At 70.6% G+C, this 22,372-nt stretch carries 20 protein-coding genes; 8 read left to right on the forward strand and 12 right to left on the reverse strand.

The genetic code is table 11. The features are described 5' to 3' along the window. Positions 1 to 26 precede the first annotated feature (26 nt). Positions 27 to 1,832: an AMP-dependent synthetase/ligase gene (locus RT054_RS04290; protein ID WP_313022262.1), complete on the forward strand. Its 1,806-nt coding sequence runs from the start codon at positions 27 to 29 to the stop codon at positions 1,830 to 1,832. 171 nt (positions 1,833 to 2,003) lie between these two features. Here the strand turns inward: RT054_RS04290 and RT054_RS04295 are convergent, their stop codons facing one another. Both RT054_RS04295 and RT054_RS04300 read right to left on the reverse strand, forming a co-directional pair. Next, entirely contained in the window at positions 2,004 to 2,540 is a 537-nt protein-coding gene (locus RT054_RS04295; RefSeq protein ID WP_313022263.1) for a hypothetical protein, read from the reverse strand. A 1,009-nt stretch (positions 2,541 to 3,549) separates the two neighbouring features. Continuing rightward, positions 3,550 to 3,807, reverse strand: a complete 258-nt coding sequence (locus RT054_RS04300; protein WP_312718783.1) for a hypothetical protein — start codon at positions 3,805 to 3,807, stop codon at positions 3,550 to 3,552. A gap of 229 nt (positions 3,808 to 4,036) precedes the next feature. Between RT054_RS04300 and RT054_RS04305 the strand changes: the two genes are divergently transcribed. Next, complete coding sequence (locus RT054_RS04305; RefSeq protein ID WP_313022264.1) at positions 4,037 to 5,902, forward strand: DEDD exonuclease domain-containing protein; 1,866 nt, start codon at positions 4,037 to 4,039, stop codon at positions 5,900 to 5,902. Between the two features lie 4 nt (positions 5,903 to 5,906). Then, the gene (locus tag RT054_RS04310; protein WP_312718785.1) at positions 5,907 to 6,185 is read left to right on the forward strand and encodes an Lrp/AsnC ligand binding domain-containing protein; all 279 of its coding nucleotides are present in this window, start codon (positions 5,907 to 5,909) and stop codon (positions 6,183 to 6,185) included. A gap of 250 nt (positions 6,186 to 6,435) precedes the next feature. Here RT054_RS04310 and trpD read toward each other — a convergent pair whose 3' ends face one another. Both trpD and RT054_RS04320 read right to left on the reverse strand, forming a co-directional pair. After that, a complete protein-coding gene (trpD, locus tag RT054_RS04315; RefSeq protein ID WP_313022265.1) occupies positions 6,436 to 7,512 on the reverse strand; it encodes an anthranilate phosphoribosyltransferase in 1,077 nt (358 codons plus the stop codon). Positions 7,513 to 7,516: 4 nt separating this feature from the next. Further along, the gene (locus RT054_RS04320; RefSeq protein WP_312718787.1) at positions 7,517 to 7,978 is read right to left on the reverse strand and encodes a hypothetical protein; all 462 of its coding nucleotides are present in this window, start codon (positions 7,976 to 7,978) and stop codon (positions 7,517 to 7,519) included. 628 nt (positions 7,979 to 8,606) lie between these two features. Between RT054_RS04320 and RT054_RS04325 the strand changes: the two genes are divergently transcribed. The 5 genes from RT054_RS04325 (at position 8,607) to RT054_RS04345 (ending at position 13,481) form a co-directional block, all read left to right on the forward strand. After that, positions 8,607 to 9,185 carry a heme-copper oxidase subunit III gene (locus RT054_RS04325; RefSeq protein WP_312718788.1) on the forward strand — a complete coding sequence of 193 codons (579 nt, stop codon included), beginning with the start codon at positions 8,607 to 8,609 and terminating at the stop codon, positions 9,183 to 9,185. Positions 9,186 to 9,252: 67 nt separating this feature from the next. After that, a complete protein-coding gene (locus tag RT054_RS04330) occupies positions 9,253 to 10,050 on the forward strand; it encodes a c-type cytochrome (RefSeq protein WP_313022266.1) in 798 nt (265 codons plus the stop codon). Positions 10,051 to 10,095: 45 nt separating this feature from the next. Continuing rightward, the gene (locus RT054_RS04335) at positions 10,096 to 11,235 is read left to right on the forward strand and encodes a Rieske 2Fe-2S domain-containing protein (protein ID WP_313022267.1); all 1,140 of its coding nucleotides are present in this window, start codon (positions 10,096 to 10,098) and stop codon (positions 11,233 to 11,235) included. Further along, a complete protein-coding gene (locus tag RT054_RS04340) occupies positions 11,232 to 12,977 on the forward strand; it encodes a cytochrome bc complex cytochrome b subunit (RefSeq protein WP_313022268.1) in 1,746 nt (581 codons plus the stop codon). The genes RT054_RS04335 and RT054_RS04340 overlap by 4 nt, the downstream gene beginning before the upstream one ends. Positions 12,978 to 13,139: 162 nt before the next feature. Beyond that, a complete protein-coding gene (locus RT054_RS04345; RefSeq protein WP_313022269.1) occupies positions 13,140 to 13,481 on the forward strand; it encodes a metallopeptidase family protein in 342 nt (113 codons plus the stop codon). Positions 13,482 to 13,730: 249 nt separating this feature from the next. Here the strand turns inward: RT054_RS04345 and RT054_RS04350 are convergent, their stop codons facing one another. The 8 genes from RT054_RS04350 to RT054_RS04385 form a co-directional block, all read right to left on the reverse strand. Further along, the gene (locus RT054_RS04350) at positions 13,731 to 14,975 is read right to left on the reverse strand and encodes an Ig-like domain-containing protein (protein WP_312718794.1); all 1,245 of its coding nucleotides are present in this window, start codon (positions 14,973 to 14,975) and stop codon (positions 13,731 to 13,733) included. Positions 14,976 to 15,276: 301 nt separating this feature from the next. Then, positions 15,277 to 15,678, reverse strand: a complete 402-nt coding sequence (locus RT054_RS04355) for a cytochrome c oxidase subunit 4 (protein WP_313022270.1) — start codon at positions 15,676 to 15,678, stop codon at positions 15,277 to 15,279. After that, entirely contained in the window at positions 15,675 to 17,423 is a 1,749-nt protein-coding gene (gene ctaD, locus RT054_RS04360; RefSeq protein WP_313022271.1) for a cytochrome c oxidase subunit I, read from the reverse strand. The genes RT054_RS04355 and ctaD overlap by 4 nt, the downstream gene beginning before the upstream one ends. Then, positions 17,423 to 18,253: a cytochrome c oxidase subunit II gene (gene coxB, locus RT054_RS04365; protein WP_313022272.1), complete on the reverse strand. Its 831-nt coding sequence runs from the start codon at positions 18,251 to 18,253 to the stop codon at positions 17,423 to 17,425. The genes ctaD and coxB overlap by 1 nt, the downstream gene beginning before the upstream one ends. 325 nt (positions 18,254 to 18,578) lie before the next feature. After that, positions 18,579 to 19,328 (reverse strand): leucyl/phenylalanyl-tRNA--protein transferase, encoded by a 750-nt coding sequence (gene aat / locus RT054_RS04370; RefSeq protein WP_313022273.1) that lies wholly within the window; start codon positions 19,326 to 19,328, stop codon positions 18,579 to 18,581. 22 nt (positions 19,329 to 19,350) lie between these two features. Continuing rightward, the gene (locus RT054_RS04375; RefSeq protein ID WP_313022274.1) at positions 19,351 to 20,337 is read right to left on the reverse strand and encodes a carbohydrate kinase family protein; all 987 of its coding nucleotides are present in this window, start codon (positions 20,335 to 20,337) and stop codon (positions 19,351 to 19,353) included. 300 nt (positions 20,338 to 20,637) lie between these two features. Next, positions 20,638 to 21,000, reverse strand: a complete 363-nt coding sequence (locus tag RT054_RS04380; protein ID WP_312718802.1) for an iron-sulfur cluster assembly accessory protein — start codon at positions 20,998 to 21,000, stop codon at positions 20,638 to 20,640. A 195-nt stretch (positions 21,001 to 21,195) separates the two neighbouring features. Continuing rightward, positions 21,196 to 22,356 carry a glycerate kinase gene (locus RT054_RS04385; protein ID WP_313022275.1) on the reverse strand — a complete coding sequence of 387 codons (1,161 nt, stop codon included), beginning with the start codon at positions 22,354 to 22,356 and terminating at the stop codon, positions 21,196 to 21,198. Positions 22,357 to 22,372 lie beyond the last annotated feature (16 nt).

The following is a 22,372-nucleotide window of genomic DNA, read 5'->3' on the forward strand; positions in this document are numbered from 1 at the left end:
CCGCCGCAACGCGTGAAGAGGAGCCGATGCGCGAATCCATCATCCCCCCGGTCGTCCCCCCGACCACCGAGGGCACTCTGGCTGACATCCCCGCCCGCAACGCCGAGCGACGAGGTGACCGGGTCGTGTTCTCGGTCAAGGACCCCGGGGTGGCGGACGCCACGTGGCGCGACGTCACCGCCCGTGAGTTCCTCGCCGAGGTACGCCGACTGGCGAAGGGGTTCGTCGCCGCCGGCATCGAGGTCGGCGACCGCGTCGCGATCATGAGCCGCACCCGTTACGAATGGACGCTGCTCGACTTCGCCCTCTGGACGGCCGGGGCCGTCCCGGTCCCGGTCTACGAGACCTCCTCGGCCCACCAACTGCAGTGGATCCTCCAGGACACCGCGGCCCGGGCCATCGTCGTCGAGGACGAGTCCCACGCGAGCGTGGCCACGGAGGTCCGGGACGACTGCCCGGCCCTCGAGCACGTGTGGTCGATCGTCGGTGGCGGACTCGACGACCTCCGTGAGGCGGGTCGGGAGATCGACGACGCCACGCTCGCCGCCCGACGCGAGGGCATGGACCGCACCTCGCTCGCGACGATCATCTACACCTCGGGAACGACCGGACGCCCCAAGGGCTGCGAGTTGACCCACGGCAACTTCATGGACCTCTCCGACAACATCGTCGTCGTCCTCGCCCCGATCCTCGCGCCCGACGACGCGTCGATGCTCATGTTCCTGCCGCTCGCGCACGTCTTCGCACGGCTCATCCAGGTCGTCGCCGTCGACGCCTGCATGCGCGTCGGGCACGCCCCCGACATCAAGAACCTCATGGGTGATCTGTCGGACTTCCGGCCGACGTTCCTCCTCGCGGTGCCGCGCGTGTTCGAGAAGGTCTTCAACGCCTCCGACCAGTCGGCCCGCGCCGACGGCAAGGGCGGCATCTTCACCCGCGCGACCCGTACCGCCATCGCCTACAGCCGTGGCCTCGACGACCCCCACGGGCCCTCGCCGCGCATCCGCATCGCGCACGCGGTGATGGAGCGGCTCGTCTACCGCAAGATCCGGGCCCAGCTCGGCGGCAAGATCGCCTGGGCCGTCTCCGGCGGGGCGCCGCTCGGTGAACGTCTCGGCCACTTCTTCCGCGGCATCGGCATCACGATCCTCGAGGGGTACGGCCTCACCGAGACCACCGCCCCGGTCGCGGTCGGACGTCCCGACGACCTGCGCATCGGCGCCGTCGGCCTGCCGATCCCCGGAGTGGGTGTCCGCATCGACGCCGACGGCGAGGTCCTCGTCAAGGGTGAGGGCGTGTTCCGGGCCTACCGCGGCAACGCCGAGGCGACGGCGGCCGCCTTCACCGACGACGGATGGTTCCGCACCGGCGACCTCGGTGACGTCGACGAGCACGGGTTCCTCTCGATCACCGGGCGCAAGAAGGAGATCCTCGTCACCGCGGGTGGGAAGAACGTCGCCCCCGCGGGCCTGGAGGACATCATCCGCGCCCACCCGATCGTGTCGCAGGCCGTCGTCGTGGGTGACCAGCGGCCGTTCGTCGCCGCGCTCGTGACGATCGACGCCGACATGGTGCCCGCCTGGGCGGCCTCCCACGGCCGGGACGACCTCACCCCAGAGGCCTGCCTCACCGACCCCATGGTCCGCGAGCACATCCAGATGGCCGTCGACCGCGCCAACGGCACGGTCAGCCGCGCCGAGAGTGTGCGCTCCTTCCGCATCATCCCGGGTGACTTCACCGAGGCCAACGGCTACCTCACCCCGTCGCTCAAGCTGAAGCGCAAGGAGATCATGCGCGACTTCGAGGGCGACGTGGAGGCCATCTACTCCTGATCCGGGGTCCCGGATCGACCTCATCCTGCGACGACACGCCGGCCGGCCCCTCGACGGGGCCGGCCGGCGCGTCGTGGGAGGGGTCTCCCTCGCGGGGGGGTGGCGTGTCCGGGGCGGGTGAGGGCGGGCGTCACGATCCGGGGCGGCGTCGAGCACGAGGCCCTGGGTCGGTCACGGTGCCGCGGAGCGCGCGAGCACTCTGAGGTCCTCCCTCCAGGCCGGGAGGAGATCGCGCTCGAGCGAAGCCCACCGGTGCGGCGACGAACCGACGGTGGGACCCTCGATGAGCAGGTCGGTCGCGGATCCGGGCCCGTGGAGGCGGGTGTAGGTGCGCACTGCGACGAATGCCCGGGCGTAGGTGAGCAGCGCCGCGTGCCGGTCGCTCCCGACGAGCTCGAAGTCCTCGTCGCGTGGCAGCCGGGTGGGCAGCTCACCGGTCGCGTTCTCGCGGGCCGGCGGGGTGAGGACCTCCTCGGCGGGGACCGAGGACCACCGGTAGGCCACCTGCTCGGCCACGCCCTCGACGAGCCAGCGGGGCGCCGACGGTCGTTCACGCTGCGCGAGCGTGACATGGACGCACTCGTGGGTGAGGACGACGACCCGGCCCTCCTTGGACAGCTCGTCCCACGCCGACCCGCCCACCTCGATCCATACCGTCGCCTCGGGAGGAGACCCGGCGACGACCGTCGTGGCCGCCGGGCGCGCCACCTCGATCGGCGACGCCGCCCCGGACCGGACCCGCGATCCCGATGGGGCCCTCCCTCCCGACCGATCGGGCGGGGCCGACGCCGTCGGTGACGCCGATGCCGCCGCTCTTCTCGACGTCCCTCCGGACCGGCCGTCGGGCAACACGACGACGAGAGGAGGGACGGCCTCCGTCGCCGGCCATTCCGTCCGGCAGCGGGTCCACGCCGCGTCGGCGGCCTTGGCGAAGGCGGTCGCCGCGCCCGCCGAGGTCGAGGGGAGGCCAGGCGTCTGCTCGCCGGGCGCGACCTGGGCGGAGGGGGTGGAGATGTCGGGAGGTGCAGCGGACGGCACCGGCGGGTTCCCCACCCGCGACGGTGCGCCGGAGACGGCGACCGGGGACGAGCCCGCCGGTCGGCCACCTGATCCTCCACCGTCCGCGGGCGCCTCACCGACGACGATCGACCGGCTCCCGCGCCGGATCGGCCGGTCCGGCCATCGACGCACGGCCTGCAGTTCGGCGTCGTCGAGCAACCCCGGCGCCAGTTCTCCCCCGGGGGGAGACGCCGCTCCGGACGCGTCGTCCCGGCCACCGGGCGACGACGTCGGTGGTGTTCCCCCCCACGACGGCGAGGCCCCGGTCGGCGTCGTCATCGGCGTCGATCCCCCGTCGAGCTGCGGGGGCGGGCCCGCGCAGCCGCCGAGCACCACGACGCCGACCATGGAGGCGACGCAGAGGGACCACGGAGGCAGCCACCCCGACGACGGGGACGACAGCGACGCCGAGCGAATCGGTTCGACAGACCGGGAGGACCCGCCGGGTACGGGGCACTGCGCGGCCGACCTCGATGCCCGGGCAGAGGCGCGTGAGGGCGCGGGTGCGGACCGCCGCCACCCCAGCGACCGGGCCGCGTCGACGAGCCGTGACCTGCGCCCCGTCCGAGGCACCACGGGCCGGGCCGGCTCGTCCGTCGCCATTGCCGCAGCACGCCGACCGACGGGTTCGTTCGAGACCTCGTCCACCCCACCTCGGTCATCCAGCGGCCCGCACACCCTCCCAGGGTTGCACCTCGGCGGTCAGTCGTGCCGCCTCGGAGGCGGCCACCAACCCGGCGCCGACGAACACGTCGACCGCCCGCCGCTCCACCGCGTCCAGCCTCAGACCCCCGACGGGGCCGTCGAGCAGGACCCGGACCGAGCAGTCGGCACAGCCGTGGCCGGCCACGGGACAGGTGCCGCAGTCCACCACCAGCCCGCCGCCGTTCTCGATCGTGGTGATCGTCTCGAACATCTCGGCCTCCTCGACCTCACCCGCGACCCCTCGGCCCCGGTTCGTGACGAACGCTAGGGGCGTGCTCCGACAACCCTTCGCGGGCGAGCCGGGACACCCTCGCCATCTGCGTGTGACCGTGGACGCCCCACCCCCGCGCCGGCCTCGACGGGGACCTCGCGGCCGCCCCGACGGGCCCGTGGAGTGCCGGAGGCCAAGGGTTGTCGGAGCCGGATGTCACGGTCCTCCCATGCACGACGACACCTCCTTCGCGAGTCTCCCCGACCCTCCCGACGGGACACCGGCCGACGCCCCCGTCCCGTCGGGAGGATCGGAGGGAGGCACCGAGTACGTGCAGCAGACGCTCGTCGACCTCGACATCCCCGGTGACGGTGCCAACCTCCACCCAGACACGGGCACCCCGTTGTCACAGGTCACGTTCGTCGTCGTCGACCTCGAGACCACCGGCGGCAGCCCGGCGGACTCCCACATCACGGAGATCGGGGCGGTCAAGGTACGCGGCGGCGAGGTGATCGAGGAGTTCCACACTCTCGTCGACCCACAGGTACCGGTCCCGCCGTTCATCCGGCTGCTCACCGGCATCACGGACGAGATGCTCATCGGGGCCCCCCGCATCGACGAGGTGTTGCCCGCCTTCCTCGAGTTCGCCCGTGGCGCCGTGCTCGTCGCCCACAACGCCCCCTTCGACATCGGGTTCCTGCGGGCGGCCACCCGCGCCTGCGGGGGAACGTGGCCGGCCCCCGTCGTCGTCGACACGGTCACGCTCTCCCGGAGGCTCGTCACCCGCGACGAGGTGCCCAACCACAAGTTGGGCACCCTCGCCGAGCTCTTCGGCACCACGATCACCCCCGACCACCGCGCCCTGCACGACGCACGCGCCACGGTCGACGTCCTCCACGGCCTGCTGGCCCGGTGCGGCGGCACCGGCCCGCTCTCGGCTCAGACGCTCGAGGACCTGCAGGTTCTCGCCTCGCGCGTCCACCCCGTGCAGCGCCGCAAGCGGCACCTCGGCCGGGGACTGCCCTCCGCGCCGGGGGTGTACCTGTTCACGGGGCTGCGCGGGCAGGTGCTGTACGTCGGCACCTCGACCGACATCCGCCGTCGGGTGTCCTCCTACTTCACCGCTGCCGAGCAACGCACGCGTATGACCGAGATGCTCACGGCCGCCGAGCACGTCGTCCCCGTCGTGTGCGCCACCCGGCTCGAGGCCCAGGTGCGCGAACTCCGCCTCATCGCCGAGCACGACCCGCCGTACAACCGGCGCTCGCGCAAGCCGTGGTCGAAGTCATGGGTCAAGGTGACGGTCGAGCCGTTCCCGCGATTGTCGATCGTCACGCGCGTCAAGGACGACGGTGCCCGCTACGCCGGTCCTTTCCCCCGGCGTCAGGCGGCGGTCGAGGCGATCTCCGCCGTCCACGAGGTCCTGCCCCTCCGCCAGTGCACGACCCGCCTCGCCCGGATCTCGGCCGCGGCGTCGGCCTGCCTGCTCGCCGAGATCGGCCGGTGCGGAGCCCCCTGCCGCGGGCGCCAGAGCGTCGAGGAGTACGACCCCGTCGCCACCCGCGCCCGGCGACTGTTCGCCGGTGAGGACCGCACCCTCATCGACGGTCTGCGGGCGCGCATGCTCGCCTACGCCGCCGAGGAACGGTACGAGGAGGCGGGCGCGGTCCGCGAACGCGCGGCGGCCCTCGTCGACGGACTCGGACGGGCGCAGCGCCTCGCCCCGCTCGCGGCCGCTCCCGAGATCGTCGCGGCCAAGCGCCGAGACGGCGGCGGATGGGAGGTGGTCTCGATCCGGCACGGGCGTCTCGCCGGCACCACGCTCACCCCGCCCGGGGCCGACCCCGTCCCGTTCATCTCCGCCATGCGGGCCTCGGCCGAGGTCGTCTCACCCCCGGTACCCCCCTGCCCGGCCACCCATCCCGAGGAGACGGAGATCCTCCACCGTTGGCTGACCGGCGACGGGGTCCGCCTCGTCGACCTCGTCGGTACCTGGAGCTGCCCTGTGGCGGGAGCCGACGGCGCGGAGTCCCTCAGCCGAGCCCCCGGTCGCACGTCGCGCCCCGCCGGGGTGCCGGTGAGGTCGTTAGAGTGAGGGCGTGATCACCGCCATCGTCCTCATCAACGCCGATGTCCACCGCATCCCGGAGGCCGGCCAGGCCATCGCCGAGATCGACGGCGTCACCGAGGTGTACTCGGTGACCGGCGGTGCCGATCTCATCGCCGTCGTCCGCGTGGCGGAGCACGACGACCTCGCCGACGTCATCGCCGACCGCATCAACAAGGCCGACGGGGTGATCTCCACCGACACCCACATCGCGTTCCGCACCTACAGCAAGAGCGACCTCGACGCCGCCTTCGCCATCGGGCTCGACTGACCTCCGTCACGTCGATCCCCGCGAGCGGGAGGCGCCCGCGGCCGGTGTCTCGTGCGTCGGCGCACCCCGACGTGGGTGCGTGGGCCGTCCCCGCTGAGGGCGACGATCCTGGCGATGGGGCCCGCCCGGCCCCCGCCCACACGCGTCACCGGAGCGCGTCGAGGAGCCACCACCGGCCCGGCGCGGACCCCGCCGTGAACGGCTGAGCCCCGGGCCCTGCGCGCCCATCGAGGCACGCACGGGCTCTCGCTCAGAGCAGGGCGGCGCGTTCGACCGTGACCCGACGCCACCGCTCGAGCAGGTCGGCCGCGGCGCCGGAATCGATGGCGCTCGCCGCCCTGTCGACGCCGTCGCGCAGCGCCGACACGAACGACTCCTCGCCGACGACCCGATCAGCGTCGTGAACGAGGGTGAGGGCGATACCCGCGTTCAGCAGCACGGCCGCTCGCACGGCCTCCATCGTCCCCTCGTCCTCGCCGGCGAACAGCCGGCGGACGACCCCGGCGTTGTGCTCGGCGTCGCCGCCACGCAGCGACTCGAGGGGGTGTCGGCGAAGCCCCACGGTCTCCGGCGCGAGCACATAGCGGTCGACCTGGCCGGGCCTCGCCCACCACACGTCGGACTCGGTGGACACGGTGATCTCGTCGAGGCCGTCGCGTCCGCGGAACACGGCGGCCTCGCGGCCCCGGTCGGCGAACACGCCTGCGACGAGGGGTGCCGCCTGCTCGAACGCGACCCCCACGGCGGCATGACTGGGCTGCGCCGGGTTGGTGAGCGGACCGAGCAGATTGAACACGGTCGGGATCCCGAGCTCACGGCGTCCGGCGGCCGCGTGGCGCATCGAGGGATGGAAGTCCTGCGCGAAGCAGAACGTGATGCCGACCTCGTGGGCGACATCGACGACGCCCTGCGGGCCTAGGCTGAGCGCCACTCCGAGGGCCTCGAGGCAGTCGGCGGTGCCGGACTTGGAGGAGGCGGCTCGGTTTCCGTGCTTGACGACGGTCACCCCGGAGGCGGCGGCGACGATCGCGGACATCGTCGAGATGTTCACGGTGTTCTGCCGGTCACCACCGGTGCCGACGATGTCGAGGCTCGGCTCGGCGACCTCGATCCGCCGTGCGTGGACGAGCATCTCGTCGGCGATGCCGGTGAGTTCGGCGATCGTGACGCCCTTGGCCTGCAACGCGACGACGAACCCTGCGAACTGACTCGGGGTCGCCTCTCCCGTCATGATCTGCCCCATCGCCCAGGAGGCGGCATCGGGCGCGAGGTCCTCCCCGGCGACGAGCGCGGAGAGGATCGACGGCCAGGTGTGGGCGAGCGTCACGGGGTCAGTGACCAGCGGAGTCGCCGGGCAACGCACGAGCCACGTCGACGAGCGCCTCGGCCATCGTCAGAGCGTCGAACGGTTGGGAGACCGCCGCGTCGGCGTAGGACCAGGAGGCGAGCCACGCATCCTGGGGACGACCGGTGAGCACGATGACCGGCGGGCAGTCGAACACCTCGTGCTTGAGTTGACGGCACAGGCCCAGACCGCCGAGCGGCGCGGCCTCACCGTCGAGCACGAGCATGTCCACCCGACCGGAGCGCACGGCGTCGATCACCGCCGGTGCGGTGGCGCACTCGAGCCAGGACTCGACCTCGACGTCGGGTGCCGGGCGCCGGCCCACGGCGAGGCGCACGGAGTCACGGATGCTGCGGTCGTCGCTGAACAACAGGACCCGCACCGACCGACGTCCACCGCTGGTGGTGTCGGAGGAGGCGGTCGCCGTCTCGCTGTTGAGGCCAGTCATGCCGCGAATCCTACCGACATCCCTCCCGCTCCCGGCCCCGGCGTCCGTCCGGGCGTGGCCGAGCATCCCTCCGGGGCGGCCACGCCCTCGGGTGCGGTCTCCGTGCGTCGTCGGCGCGCCCCCCTCAAGCGGGGTCGACACGGCATCGTCATCCCCGCCGTCTCGGCCACACCCGTGCCGGAGGGCGCCGCCCGCGGTGAGACACCGGGTCCCGGCGGGACATCGGGTTGCGATGTGACGCGCGTGACATTCTCGGGCGGGGTCGGCCACGATCGGCGATCTCCTCGCTCCCCACCCGAAGGGCAGCCCGCTCCGCTCCCGCGTGAGTCGGTCCACTGTCCTCGTGCCCCCGTGCGAGGACGGTGCGCCCCGCACAGCGGGCACCCCGCCGAGGTGGAGCACGCCGCCTCCCGCGGCGGCGTGTCGAGGACCAGATCCCCTGCGTCGAGCGCCCTCTGCGTCCGCCTCCGGCGCGGGTGCGCCGACACCCGCCGAGGTCCCAACGTCCCATTCGCCTCCGAATATGGCCATAATGGCGCCCGTGGCGACTGTTTCCTCTACTCATACTCACTCACCGGGACCTCGACCGGGCACGGCCCCGGGGCACGGCCCCGTCACCCGACCCGACATGGCCTCCGTGGGCACGATCGTGTGGTTGTCGAGCGAACTCATGTTCTTCGCGGGACTGTTCGCCATCTACTTCACGCTTCGATCCGTGCGCCCGGACCTCTGGGAGGCCAGCACGGCGCACCTCAACGTGCCGTTCGCCTTCGTCAACACGGCGATCCTGGTCACCAGTTCCCTCTGGTGTCAGTTCGGTGTGGCCGCCGCGGAACGCGGCCAGGGCTCCCGCACGGGGGGCTTCTTCGAATTCAAGAAGTGGGGCATGCGTGAGTGGTTCGTCCTCACGTACGTCTTCGGCTCGGTGTTCGTGGCCGGCCAGGTGCTGGAGTACGCCGAGCTGGCCGAGCACGGCCTGACGCTCTCGGCGACCGCCTACACGTCGGCGTTCTACCTGACCACCGGCTTCCACGGCATCCACGTCATCGGCGGTCTGCTCGCGTTCCTGTTCATCATCGGCCGCAGCTTCACCACCCGCCGGTACACCCACCGTCAGGCCACCGGCGCCATCGTCGTGTCGTACTACTGGCACTTCGTCGACGTCGTGTGGATCGCCCTGTTCGCCGTCATCTACGTCCTCCAGTGACGCCGGCCGCGACCCGCCGCCCGATCGCTGCTTCCGTCCCCGAACCCCCGAAGTCAAGGATGCCCTCGTGACTGCCTCAACCGTGACCCGACGCCGGCACCCCGCGGTCCTGTTCGCCCTGCTCGTCGTCGCGCTGGTCGCCGTCGGTGGGGTGTACTCACTCGTCTCCTCCGGAGGCCGTGCGACCGCCGACACCCGCCCCTACACGGCGCAGGACGTCACCGCCGGTGACCGTCTGTTCAAGGCCAACTGCTCCACCTGTCACGGCCAGCAGGCCGAGGGCACGAGCGCCGGTCCGAGCCTGGTCGGCGTGGGCGCCGCCGCCGTCGACTTCCAGGTCGGCACGGGCCGCATGCCCCTCGCAGGGCCGGCCGTGCAGGCCAAGCGCAACAGCCACGTCGCGTTCTCCGACGAGCAGATCCGCCAGATGGGCGCCTATGTCGACTCCCTCGGCCCCGGCCCCGGGATCCCGGACGAGAAGTACGCCAGCGGCATCGGTGGCGACGTCGCCCGTGGTGGCGAGATCTACCGCGTCAACTGCGCGATGTGCCACAACTTCGCCGGCTCCGGCGGTGCGCTCACCCGCGGCAAGTTCGCCCCGCCGCTGCACGACATCGAGGGCAAGCACATCTACGAGGCGATGCTCACGGGCCCGCAGTCGATGCCGGTCTTCGACGATGCGAACCTCGACCCGGAGGCCAAGCGCGACGTCATCGCCTTCCTTCACGAACTCGACCAGAACAACAGCTACGGCGGTCACGGCCTGGGCAACCTCGGCCCCGTCGCCGACGGCTTCTTCCTCTGGTTGCTCGCGGTTCCCCTCATGATCGGGGCGGCCGTCTGGCTCGGTCGCAAGGCGGCCTGAGCCATGACGACACCCCCTAGGCATCACAGCGACAGGAACGATCACATGAACGAGAACGGCGTCACTCCGGCCGGAGAACGCCCGGCCGAGGGCAGTTCCACCGCCACCGGCCGTGACCTCACCGGTTCCGCCGGTCACTCACAGGCCGTCGACACCGTCCCGGAGCGGTTCGAGAACCCCGGTCTCCCGCCGCACGTCATGCGTCACGCCGATGTCGACCCCAAGGCGGCCAAGCGCGCCGAGCGTCAGGTGCTCGCGCTCTTCACCGTCTCGGTGCTCGGCTCTATCGGCTTCATCGTCGCCTACCTCACGCTCGACATGACGACCATGGTGTACGTGCCGGTGTTCGGGCGGATCAGCCCCCTGCACACCGCCCTCGGCGTGTGCCTGGCGCTGAGCCTTCTCGGTATCGGTCTCGGCGCGGTGCACTGGGCGAAGACCCTCATGCCCGACACCGAGGAGATCGAGGAGCGCCACCCCACGGGTTCGTCCCCGGAGACGCGCGCCGAGCTCATGGACACCCTCGACGAGGGCCGCCGCAGCAGCCAGCTCGCCCGTCGGCCGATGATCGGAGCCCTCGGCGCCACCGCTCTCGGCCTGTTCGCCCTCCCGCCGCTGTTCCCCATCGTCGGTGGCCTCGGCCACCTTCCGCGGCGCGAGATGCACCACACGTTCTGGCAGACCGGGATGCGCCTCATGCGCGACCCGCAGATGACGCCGATCCGCGCCGACGAGGTGCACCGCGGCGCCGTGTTCCACGTCCTGCCCGAGGGCATCGACAGCCCGGCCAAGCAGGCCAAGGAGGGGGAGCACTTCGAGCACGACGAGGACCTCAGCCTCCTGCAGCGCAAGGCCAAGGCCGCCGTCCTGCTCGTCCGTCTCGATCCCGAGGCCTTCAAGAGCGACAAGGCCCGTGACTGGGGCTACGAGGGGATCGTCGCGTACAACAAGATCTGCACGCACGCGGGCTGCCCCGTGGGGCTCTACGAACAGCAGACGCACCACCTGCTGTGCCCGTGCCACCAGTCCACCTTCGACGTCACGCAGGACTGCAAGGTCGTGTTCGGCCCGGCCAAGCGTCCTCTTCCGCAGCTGAAGATCACCGTCGATGATGAGGGTTACCTCGTGGCGGCGCAGCCGTTCATGGAACCCGTGGGCCCGAGCTTCTGGAGTCGTAAGCGATGAGCACACAAGCAACCGCGCGCGCGGCAGACCGGCTCCGTACCGACGAGCCGGCACCTCGGCCCGGGCGGGACCGAGGAAACGGCGGGCGTCACGGCGCCGTCGCCAGTTGGTTCGACGACCGCACGGGCATCGCCGGCCCCATGCGCTACCTCATGCGCAAGGTCTTCCCCGACCACTGGTCGTTCATGCTCGGCGAAGTCGCGATGTACTCGATGATCATCGCGCTGCTCACCGGCGTGGCGCTCACCCTGTGGTTCGTCCCCTCGATGGGCGAGGTGCACTACGACGGGCCGCACGCGCCCCTCAACGGCATCCTCATGAGCGAGGCCTACGCCTCCACGCTGCAGATCTCCTTCGAGGTGCCCGGCGGTCTCCTCATCCGCCAGGTCCACCACTGGTCGGCCCTGTTCTTCGTGGCCGCGATCGGCATGCACATGGCGCGCGTGTTCTTCACCGGCGCGTTCCGCAAGCCGCGCGAGATCAACTGGGTGATCGGCACCGTGCTCCTCCTGCTGGCCATGATCGAGGGCTTCGCGGGCTACTCCCTCCCCGACGACCTGCTCTCGGGCACCGGTCTTCGCGTGATGGAGGGCTTCGTCCAGTCGACCCCGATCCTCGGCTCGATCATCAGCTACCTGATGTTCGACGGGGCCTTCCCCGGACACATCATCATCGCGCGCCTCTACATGGCGCACATGCTGCTCGTGCCGGCCCTGCTCATCGGCCTGTTCACGGCGCACCTCGCGCTCGTCATGGTCCACAAGCACACCCAGTACCCCGGCCCCGGCCGCACCAACGACAACGTCGTCGGTTTCCGCGTCATGCCGGTGTACGCCGCCAAGGCCGGTGGCTTCTTCTTCATCGTGTTCGGCATCATCACGCTGATCTCCGGGCTGGTCACGATCAACCCCGTGTGGGCCTACGGCCCGTACGACCCCTCGCCGGTCACCGCCGGTGTGCAGCCCGACTGGTACATGGGCTTCGCGGACGGCGCGCTGCGGCTCCTGCCCGGTTGGCTCGAGGTTCCCGTCGGCTCCTGGACGTTGTCCCTCAACGTCGCCCTCGGCTCGATCGTCCTGCTCCCGGTCGTGTTCACCCTCGCCGGCGCCTACCCCTTCCTCGAGGCCTGGATCACCGGTGACAAGCGCGAGCACCACCTGCTCGACCGCCCGCGTAACCGCCCGGTGCGCACCGGCATCGGCATCGGCGCGATCATCGCCTACCTCGTGATGTTCTTCGCCGCGGGCAACGACATCATGGCGATCAAGCTGGGTCTGTCGATCAACGACATCACCCACGTCCTGCGGTTCCTCTTCTTCGCGGGCCCGATCATCGGCTTCTGGGTCACCAAGCGCATCTGCCTGTCTCTGCAGCGCGCCGACCGCGAGCTCGCCCTGCACGGCAAGGAGAGCGGCCGGATCGTCCGCACCGCCGACGGCGAGTTCCGCGAGTACCACGAGCCGCTGAGCGACTACGAGATGTGGAACCTCGTGGGTTACGAGAGCCCTGAGCCCCTCGAACTCACCGACGGTCGAGACGCCCACGGCGTCGCAGCCCCCACGGGTCGCAGCCAGAAGCGTCGGGCCGCCTGGTCCCGGTTCTTCTTCAAGGACCGTGTCGCTCCGGTCACCCCGGCCGAGCTGCACGAGGCGCACGCTCACCACGACCAGGCCTCGGACCGCGCGCTGCTCGCCCGTGAGGACGTCCACCACGACGAGATCCTCGAGGACGCGCACCACTGAGCCTCCTGAGTTCCGGCTCACCGACGAAGGCCCCCGCACCGTGCCGGTGCGGGGGCCTTCGCACAGCCCGGACTCCCGCCGCCGACCCGTGCTCGCCCACTCCCCCGGGTCGCTCACCAGAGCGGCCGGTGTCGTGCGGCACCATGAACGGGTGAGGTCGTCATGATGATGAGCCGGGAGCAGTTCGAGGAGGCCGTGGCCGACGCGCTCGACGCCGTCCCTGGGGAGCTTCTCGACATGCTCGACAACGTCGTGTTCCTCGTCGAGGACGAGCCGGAGAGCGGAGAGGAGCTCCTGGGCCTCTACGAGGGCGTCCCCCGCACCGAACGCACGTGGGGTGATCTGGGCCTCCCCGACCGCATCACGGTGTTCCAGGGGCCGACGCTGCGCATGTGCACCAGCGTGGAGCAGGTGCGCCACGAGGTCACGGTCACCGTCGTCCACGAGATCGCGCACCACTTCGGCATCGACGACGAACGCCTCCACGCCCTCGGCTGGGCATGAGCTGACGCGTCGGGCGTGTGCCTCCCGACGACCATGGCGCGCAGCGCGAAACTGGGAGGTCACGGGGCATCGGTGTGTCGACCGGCGCGACGTCCAGGAGCACCGCCACGGCCACCAGCCGACGACGACCACCCGACGACGGGAGTGCGGGGGGCACGGAGAGGCCACGACGCCCGGGCCTCACGGTCCGCAGACCCGCCTGGAGGACAGACCCCCGTCCGTGGGCGTCGGGGACCCTCGTCCGTGGCGTCAGGGAGTCGTCGTCGACGTCGACGGTGAGGGCGCAGCGGGCGCCGACGACGTGGACGACGACGAGGACGACGTGCTCGACTTCTTGGACGTCGGGGAACCGGTCGACGAGGAGGTCTTCTTCGCGAGGGCGCTGCGGGCATGCCACTCGTCGGCGCTGAACAGCCAGACCGACAGCCCGTCGCCGGGCTTCATCCGCCGGGAGGAGCCGGTGAACTCGACGACGTCACCGATGATCGAACCGCGGAAGACGTCGGCTGCCGCCCCCGGACCGAGGTTGACGCAGCCGTGGCTCACGTTCCGACGTCCCTGCGCCCACACCGACCAGGGGGCGGCGTGGAGGAACTCTCCGGTGTTCGTGACCCGCATCGCGTACCTGACCTCGGTGCGGTAGTAGTTCGCGTCCCCCTCCTTGAGCCCGAGGGTGCCCGCGTCCATGACGTAGTCCTCGTGCTTCTCGGTGATGACCTTGGTGCCCGAGCGGGTCTCCCAATCGGCCGTGGGCTTGCCGGCGCTGATGGGATAGCTCGCGACGCGCTTGCCGTTGTCGCTCACGCTCATCGTGTGGCCGGCGAGATCGACCTTCATGATGCGGGCCCGCTTGGCGACGGTGAACGTGCCGCCCTTGTCCTGCACGATGTACTTGTCGGGCCCCGTGGCGACCCCTGTGAGCGGCGCGGAGACCGTCACCTTGGTGTTGGGCTTCCAGTACGAGTCCGGCCGCCACATGAGCTGGCGTTCGTCCAGCCAGCCCCATGAGCCCTTCTGGGCGGGGACGACCTTGATCTTCATGCGCTTCTCGACCTCGGCGCGCATCTCCGGGGTGGTCACCGCGCTGTCGAACGTCACCATCGCCGGCATCCCGACACCGACGGTCGAGCCGTCCGGTGTCACGGTGTACGTGGCCTTCACACCCGGATCCAGCGTCGAGAACGACACGCTCTGCTGCGAGGTGGCACCCTCGGCGTTCTTGGCCGTCGCCTTCCACGTGTACGTGGTGGAGGGCTTGAGACGCATGTCCGCCGACGGCGACCAGACGCCGTCGCTCACCTTGCCCGGGATGACCGTCCCCTTGGGGTCCTGCAGGCGCACCGACACGAGGTCGCCCTGTCGAGCCTGGACGGTGAGGCGCTCGTCGGGCTTGACGCCCTTGCCCCCGTCCTCGACCGAGAAGGCGAGCTCCGCCGAGGGCACGGTCGGGCTCGCGTTCTCGTCCTCACCGCCGGCCCCGATGGCACCTGGCATGTCACAGGCCGTGACGAGCAAGGTTGACCCGATGGCCAGGCCGAGACCGACCACCCGGACATAGTCGATCCGCGTTCTCACGTGCACCCCGGAATTCCTCCTTGTCGGCCCCTGTCGTGCCATCGCATCCGCCGCCTGCAAGTCCACGCCCCGGCGCGGACCGGATGCCCCCACAATCGGCACTCCCCCCATGGTGACGCATATCGCCCGACGATTCCACCACCGGGGGCCGCGAGGCCCCGAAAAGCGTGAACCCCGCTGCGGGGCAGCGGGGTTCACGTCGATTGGGCGAAGCGGGGAGTCAGATCGCCATGTCCTGGCGGAAGTACTCGAAGACCCACCCGATGAGGGCGACGGCCCCGAACACGACGCCGACCAGGAAGACCCAGAGGCCGAGGCGCAGGCCGAGGAACACGATGATCGCCGACGCCGCGAGGGGCAGCGGCCACCAGGAGTGCGGGCTGAAGAACCCGTACTCGCCCTCCTGCATCCACTGCTCACCACGCGGGTCGTCCGCAGGGTCGCGGTCGAGCTTCTTCATGGTGAGGCGCAGGTACATGCCGAACATGAGACCCATGAGGCCCAGGAGCAGCATGGCCACGACCCCCACCGGCTCCTGCCACTTGGTGAAGAAACCGTAGATGATCGTCACGGGGACGAAGAAGATGAAGGCTGCGTTGAAGAGCGCCGAGGTCTGCTTCATCGCTTGCCACCTCCCTTCGACTGCCCCTCGAGCTCCGGTTCACCGAGCAGCTCGTCGAGCACGCCCTTGTCGGGGGTCGGCGTGTCGAACGAGGCCACCTCGGGGTGGTTGAGGTCGAACACCGGACGCTCGGAACGGATGCGCGGGAGCGAGTCGAAGTTGTGCCGCGGGGGCGGGCACGAGGTGGCCCACTCCAGCGAGGAACCGTAGCCCCATGGGTCGTCGACGGTGACCTTGGGCGCGTGCTTCTGCGTCTTCCACACGTTGATGAAGAACGGGATCATCGACGCGCCGAGCAGGATCGAACCGAACGTCGAGATCTGGTTGAGGAAGGTGAACCCGTCCTCGACCATGTAGTCGCCGTAGCGGCGCGGCATGCCATCGACACCGAGCACGTGCTGGATGAGGAACGTCAGGTGGAAGCCGAAGAACAGCATCCAGAAGTGGATCTTGCCGAGGCGCTCGTCGAGCATCTTGCCCGTCATCTTGGGCCACCAGAAGTAGTAGCCCGCGAACATGGCGAACACCACGGTGCCGAAGATCGTGTAGTGGAAGTGCGCGACCACGAAGTAGGTGTCGGAGAGGTGGAAGTCGAGCGCGGGACTCGCGAGGATGACACCGGTGAGGCCACCGAAGAGGAAGGTCACGAGGAACCCGAGCGCCCAGAGCATCGGCGTCTCGAAGGTGAGCGACCCTCCCCACATCGTGCCGATCCAGTTGAAGAACTTCACGCCGGTCGGAACGGCGATGAGCATCGTCATGATCGAGAAGAACGGCAGCAGCACCTGGCCGGTGACGTACATGTGGTGCGCCCACACCGTGGCCGAGAGGGCCGCGATCGCGATCGTGGCGAAGATGATGCCCTTGTAGCCGAAGATCGGCTTGCGGGAGAAGACCGGGAAGACCTCGCTGATGATGCCGAAGAACGGCAAGGCGATGATGTAGACCTCCGGGTGGCCGAAGAACCAGAACAGGTGCTGGTACAGGATCGGGCCGCCGTTGATCGGGTCGTAGATGTGCATGCCGTAGAGCCGGTCGCCCACGAGGGCGAACCATGCCGCGGTGAGCACGGGGAAGACCATGAGGACGAGCAACGAGGTGACCAACGACGTCCAGGTGAACACCGGCATCCGGAACATCGTCATACCCGGCGCGCGCATGCACACGATCGTGGTGATGAAGTTGACCGCGCCCATGATCGAGGCGAAACCGGTGGCCGCGAAGCCCAGGATCCACAGGTCGGCGCCGAGGCTGGGCGAGAACACCGAGTTCGACAGCGGGGTGTAGGCGAACCATCCGAAGGAGGCCGCGCCACCGGGAACGAGGAAGCCGGAGCACGCGACGATGCCACCGAAGGTGAACAGCCAGTAGGCGAGCATGTTGAGTCGCGGGAAGGCGACGTCGGGGGCCCCGATCTGGAGCGGGACGAGCAGGTTGGAGAACGCCGCGAACAGCGGTGTCGCGAACAGCAGCAGCATGATCGAGCCGTGCATCGTGAACATCGCGTTGAACTGCTCGAGGTTCTGCAGCACCTGCAGACCCGGCGAGAAGAGCTCGGCCCGGATGATGAGGGCGAGCAGGCCACCGATGGAGAAGAACACCATCGTGGTGACGAAGTACAGGTTCGCGATGACCTTGTGATCGGTGGTCGTGATGACCTTGACGAACCGACGCCCCAGGGACGTGGTCGGCTCAGGTGCCGGTCCGTGACCGGTGTGCTCGGGGCGAGTGATGATCGACGCCATCAGTTGCCACCTCCTTGCGGCTGGTACTGCTGGTAGCTGGGCTGCCCCTTCTCGAGGTGGGCCCGACTGAGGGAGTTGTCGAGGAGGCCGGTCTGACCCCGCGCCTTGAGGTCGGCCATGTGCTGGTCGAACTCCTCCTTGGAGACGACCTTGACGTTGAACAGCATCGTCGCGTGGTAGGCGCCGCAGAGCTCGGCGCACTTGCCCTGGAACGTGCCCTGCTGGCGGGTCTCGATCTGGAGCTTGTTGACCTTGCCGGGGACCATGTCGAGCTTCTGCTGGAACGCCGGCACCCAGAACGAGTGGATGACGTCACGAGCGGTGAGCACGAACTCGACCCGGGAGTTCTCGGGAAGGTACAGCGTCGGGAGCGTCTGCTCGACGCCCGGCTTTCCGGTGAGGTCGGCCTGGATGCCGGAGTCCCACACCTTGTCGTCGACGTAGTTGAAGTCCCAGCTCCACTGCTTGCCGACGACGTTGATCGTGTAGTCGGGCTTGGCGCTCGTGTCGAGCAGGACCGCCTCGTCGCGGGCGGTGAAGAAGAAGAGGACGCCCACCATCATCACGGGGATGATGGTGTAGAGGATCTCGATCGGCACGTTGTACCGAAGCTGGGGCGGCAGGCCCACGTCGTCCTTCTTGCGGCGGTACCGCACGATGCACCAGATCGTGAGTCCCCACACCAGGATTCCGACGGCGAGAGCCGCGATCCAGCTGGCGACCCAGAGGTTGGTGACGCGGTCGGCTCCGGCGGAGGCGCCCTCGGGCAGGTACCCCCGCTGCAATGCTTCGGAGCATCCGCTGAGCGTCAGCGCCGCAAGAGCGGCCACGCCGCCGAGCGCCAGGCGCGAGCGTCGTCCGCGCCTCCGTGAGTCATCGTGCCGAGGCAAGGTACACCTTCCGGTTCGGTGGTGACGTCCACCCCTGGGGGCGGACGCGCTCACCCGGGCGAGCTGCTCGTCCGGGGTCATGGACGTCGCCAGCATAGACCAGGCTCGACGGCGATGGTCGGTAGCGCGGCGCCCGGCTCCGGCTCGGCTCCCCCGAATCCGCGCCCAAGGCCGCGGTGCTCGCAGGGCGGACGGTGCGGGCCGCCGGCAGGCGGTGCGCGCGGCCGACCCGAGGCCCGACAGGGCGCATCGGTCCCCGCCACGCTCAGGAACCACTCTCCCCTGCTGCGTCCGGGCCGGGCGGGTGCCGCGTGGGCTGCCAGGTCGGAGCCGGCGCCTCCAGTGCCCGGGAGAGCCTGCGGAGGTAGTCCGACCGCGGGATGTCGACGACACCGAGGGACGCCAGGTGTGGCGTGGACCACTGCGTGTCGATGACCCTCCGCGTGTCGTGGTCCGCGAAGCACCGCTCCACGAGGGCCACGAGGGCCACCTTGGACGCGTCGGTCTCACGGTGGAACATCGACTCCCCCGCGAACAACCCCCCGATCGACACCCCGTACAGGCCGCCCACGAGGTCGCCGTCGCGGCGGACCTCCACCGAGTGCGCCCACCCGAGTCGATGCAGGCGCGTGTACGCCACGGCGACGGCCGAGGTGATCCACCGGCCGTCGCGGGAGGGGTCGGCGCATCCGGCGACGACGCCTTCGAAGTCGGTGTCGAACGTCACGTCGAAACGTCGCATCGACTTCCTCAGGGAACGCGAGATCCGCAGCCCCCCGGGCAGGAGCACCCCGCGCGGTTCCGGTGACCACCACACGAGGGGACCGGCGCCGTGCCGCCCCACGCCCATCGGGAACACGCCGGAGCGGTAGGCCTCGAGGAGGGTGCCCGGTTCGAGGTCCGCCCCCACACCGGCGATGTCCCGCCCCCACCCGCCGGTCGCGTCGAAGCGGTGCGGCGTCGGGGGCGGCTCGATCGGTCCCTCGGTGTGAACCTCGACGTCGTGCTCGGCCATGGGTCGATCGGGCCTGTCGTGCTCAGACACGGTCCTGGGGCAGGTGGGCGGCGATCGCGTCGGCGTCCGCGTCGCCGTAGGCCTCGGCGAGACGTGCCCGCAGGCCGGTGAGCCCCTCCGCGTACTCCTGCGTGCCGACGGTCTCGACGACGTGGGTCGCCATGACGGCCCCGAGTTGCGCGCAGTGGCGGTGCGCGAGACCGGCACCAAGGCCGACGAGGAACCCGGCCCGGAACGCGTCGCCGACACCCGTCGGGTCGGCGACCGTCCGCGCCTCGACGACCCCGACGTGGACCGGCTCCTCTCCCCATGCCGCGACGGTGCACCCGTTCGCCCCGCGCGTCGTGATGCGCACCTGGACCCGGTCGGCGATCTCGTCCGCGCTCCAGCCCGTCTTCTGTTCGGCGAGGTGGGACTCGTACTCGTTCGTGAACAGGTAGGTCGCGCCGTCGATGAGGCGGCGGATCGAGGGGCCGTCCATGAACGCCATCTGCTGGCTGGGGTCGGCGGCGAACGGGATGCCCCGCTCACGGCACTCGTCCGTGTGGCGGAGCATCGCCTCGGGGTCGTCGGGGCCGACGAGGACGAGCTCGAGGCCGCCGACACGCTCGATGACGGGGCCGAACTCGAGGTCACGGGCCTCCGACATGGCACCGGGGTAGAACGTCGCGATCTGGGCGAGCACGGAGTCGGTCGTGCAGACGAAGCGCGCGGTGTGCGCCGTCTCCGAGATGTGGACGGACGTGCAGTCCACGCCGTGGCGTTCCAGCCAGGAACGGTAGTCGGCGAAGTCGGCGCCGGCGGCGCCGACCAGCACGGGGCGGGCGCCGAGCACGGCCATCCCGAACGAGATGTTGCCTCCGACCCCTCCGCGTCGGATGTCGAGTCCGTCGGCGAGGAAGGAGAGGGAGACCTGCTCCAGCTGCTCGGCGAGGAGGGAGTCGGCGAACCGTCCCCGGAAGGTCATGAGGTGATCGGTCGCGATGGACCCGGCAACGGCGATAGGCACCCGGTCAATCTATCGCGCGACCACGGCTCCCCCACGACGGCCACGCCCGGGCGCCCCCGCACCCGCCGATCCCGCCGACGCCGCCCTCCCGTCGTACAGCGATGGGGCGAGAGGCCCTCCCCTCGGATTCCGCACTGCCGTGACCAGCGCCGATTCGAGCCGGCAAAACCTCGACGGGGTGGATGTTCCATCGATGTACGACGGAGGGGCACTCGGTCACCTCGGCAACGACACGGCGCCGCCGCCCCGAGGGACGACGGCGCCGTGAGGCACTGGGTGGGCGCGCGCGGCGCCGACCGGTCAGCTGAAGGAGTCGCCGCAGGCGCAGGAGGCGCCGGCGTTGGGGTTGTCGATCGTGAAGCCCTGCTTCTCGATGGTGTCGGCGAAGTCGATCGTCGCGCCGTCGAGGTAGGGGGCGCTCATGCGGTCGACGACGACCTCGACGCCCTCGAAGTCGCGCACGGCGTCACCGTCGAGGGTGCGCTCGTCGAAGTAGAGCTGGTAGATGAGCCCCGAGCAGCCACCGGGCTGCACGCCGACCCGCAGGCGGAGGTCGTCGCGACCCTCCTGTTCGAGAAGGCTCTTCACCTTGGTGGCGGCCACGTCGGTGAGGAGGACGCCGTGCTCGGCGGTCTGCGCCTTCTGCTCGTTCTGCACAGTCATGTTGCTCCCTAAGTCGTTCGGTGGGGAATCCCGTCGGAGGCCCCGGGGCCTGGCGCCCGGCGTGGTGACCGGACTCGATCGACCCGTGATGGGTGAGGCTACCCTTCACAACACCGTAGACGCCGAGGGTGTTCCCGCGCGAGGGGGGTCCGGGAACACGACCCGCACCCACCGTGGTGAGGGGAGGTCGGGGCGTCAGGGCGACCAGGTGCCCGCGACCCGGGCCGCGCGCGCCGTGAGAGAGCCGACGGGGTCGGCCATCATGTGCGTGCTCTGCTCGGCGTTCTCGGCCACGGCGTACACGCCAGACACCCCGAGCGCCATGGTCTCGCGCCTCCCGACGGTGACCTCCCCGGCGAGGACGACCGTCGGCAACCCGCGGATGGCCGCGAGAGCGGAGACGCCGGCGACCACGCCGCCCCGCAGTGAGGTCCAGTCGAAACACCCCTCGCCGGTGAGCACGAGATCGTGTCGTTCGAGGAGGCTCTCGATCCCCCAGGCCCGCTGGCCGATGTCGACGGCGCTCTCCACGTGCGCGCCGAGGACGAGCAGCGCGTAGCCGAGGCCGCCCCCCGCCCCGGCGCCCGGCTCCCGCTCGAGGCGCCGTGGCAGACCCGTGAGCAGGTCGAGGGCCGGAGTGCTCGTCCGGCGGACGAGGTCGTGGAAATGGCCGAGGGCGGTCTCGAGGGCCTGGGCCTGCACCGGGGAGGCGCCTCGCTCGGGTGCGTCGAGGGCGGAGGTGCCGTCGAACCCGAGGAGCGGGCACCTGTCCTCGGTCGCGATGACGAGCTCGGTGCCGGCGAGGAGGTCGCGGGCCTCGTCGAGGCCGGCGAGGGCGTCCGCATCCATCTCGTGCAGCGCGCCGCCGCCGCGGGCGAGGCGGGTGGTGTCACCGACGCCGAGGGCGCACAGCAGCCCCGCTCCCCCGTCGTTGGTGCCGCTGTCGCCGACGGCGACGACGATCCGGGACACCCCCTCCTCGAGGGCCGCGCGCACGAGTTGTCCCACCCCGAACGAGCTCGTGACGAGAGGACGACGTTCGTCGGCGGCGAGGAGGTGCAGGCCGTTGGCCTGCGCGGCCTCGATGTAGGCGGTGCGCACGCCCGGGGCGTCCTCGACGAGCAGGAGTGAGGCGGGCACGTCCCGACCGAGCGGGTCACTCACGGTCGTCGCCACCGAGACGCCCCCGACGGCCGTCGCGAGGACGGAGAGGAACCCCGGTCCTCCGGCCGACAGCGGTGCGAGTGTGAGGTCGTCCTCGGGCGCGCGGCGCCGCCACCCCTCCGCCATCGCCTCGGCGGCCTGGACGGCCGTGAGCATCCCGGGGAAGGCGGCAGGGCTGATGAGCACGCGCACGGTGGATCTCCTCGCG

This window comes from Mobilicoccus sp. (assembly GCF_032060985.1).
In the GTDB taxonomy this organism is placed as follows: domain Bacteria; phylum Actinomycetota; class Actinomycetes; order Actinomycetales; family Dermatophilaceae; genus Mobilicoccus.